Below are 1,219 nucleotides of genomic sequence, written 5' to 3'. Positions count from 1 at the left end.
CCGTCATCAACTCAGTTGTTTTCGGAGATCGTCGCGGATCATGGCGTTGGCGATGACGATGAGTTTTCGCATGACGGCGGTTAGAGCGACGAGGGTTTTTTTGCCGTCAGCGATGAGGCGCTGGTAGAATGGGCGCAATTTTGGATTGTGGCGAGCAGCAGCGAGGCTGGCCATGAAGAGTGTGCGCTTGATTTCGGGCCGCCCCCCGCGGGTTCGTCGATAAGCATCGAGATTTCCGCTTTGGCGTGGATGGGGAGCGAGGCCGGCCAGGGCTGCGGCTTGTCGGCGCCCGATCGTGCCGAGTTCAGGCATCATGGCGAGGATCTGCATGGCGGTTGCCGGACCGATGCCGGAAATCGAGCGCAGGATTTTGGCGGTTCTCGCTAACGGTTCGTGGGCCTTGATCAATTTTTCGATGTCGGCCTCGATACCGGCGATCTCTTGCTCGATAGCGTCGAGGATACGGCGCAGCCGGCTTTCGACCGGAGCAGCACCAGGTGCCTGAAGCCTGTTGCTGCAGGCTACACGCTGTTTGACGAGCTGCCGTCTGGTCGCCACGAGGAGCTGGAGCTGGTCGCGAGTGTGCTCGCGCGGCGTCCAGCGAGTGAGGCGATCATGTCGTTCCTTGCCATATAGAGACAGGCCGTTGGCGTCGATTGCATCGCTTTTTCCGAGGGTACCAAACGAGCGGATGAAGGCCTTGACCTTACGTGCATCGGCACGGTGCGCAGCGCGCCCGGCTGCGGCCAAGGCATCGAGCAACGGGCGCTCATAGCCGCCTGTCGCTTCGCAGATTACGAGACCCGTTACATCGATGTCCGCAGCGAAGGCGGCGAGCGCTTCGGGCTTGTTGGCTATCTTCGTGGTACGTTGAGTGGCGCTGTCGAAAACGACGATCTGCGCTTTACCGACATCGCAGCCGATAAAGCTGGTGGGAACGGTGGTCAGATTATCCATCGCAGGCTATCCTCCGGTAGCTTGTGATTGTCTGCGGGCGTCGGTGATCGAGGGGCCCTGGCAACTCAGCAAGCGTCAAGGGAAACGGACAGCCGACCAAGATGACGGCGGGCGCGAGCCCGATGCTGAAACGGTCGGACTGTCCGCGCCCGGGTCGGGTGGCCACCCGACCCGGGCATCCCACTTACGCGGGACACGCCCGATCTACACAACCCTCAACAGACAATGCTGAACTTGTTTCAGCATCCACTCTTCCTCTCGG

At 61.0% G+C, this 1,219-nt stretch carries 1 protein-coding gene; it reads right to left on the bottom strand.

What is annotated here, in order from left to right; all coding sequences use genetic code 11:
• Positions 1-6: 6 nt before the first annotated feature.
• Complete coding sequence (locus AC1RM6_RS30435) at positions 7-957, bottom strand: IS110 family RNA-guided transposase (protein WP_493108440.1); 951 nt, start codon at positions 955-957, stop codon at positions 7-9.
• Positions 958-1,219: the final 262 nt, after the last annotated feature.

Source organism: Rhizorhabdus sp. GW822-FHT03C02, assembly GCF_058801765.1.
This window is presented reverse-complemented; position numbering and strand designations above follow the sequence as displayed.

Bases quoted from the DNA above. Each gene is read 5' to 3' on its own strand.
- AC1RM6_RS30435 (WP_493108440.1), bottom strand. From the start codon at position 957: ATGGATAATCTGACCACCGTTCCCACCAGCTTTATCGGCTGCGATGTC.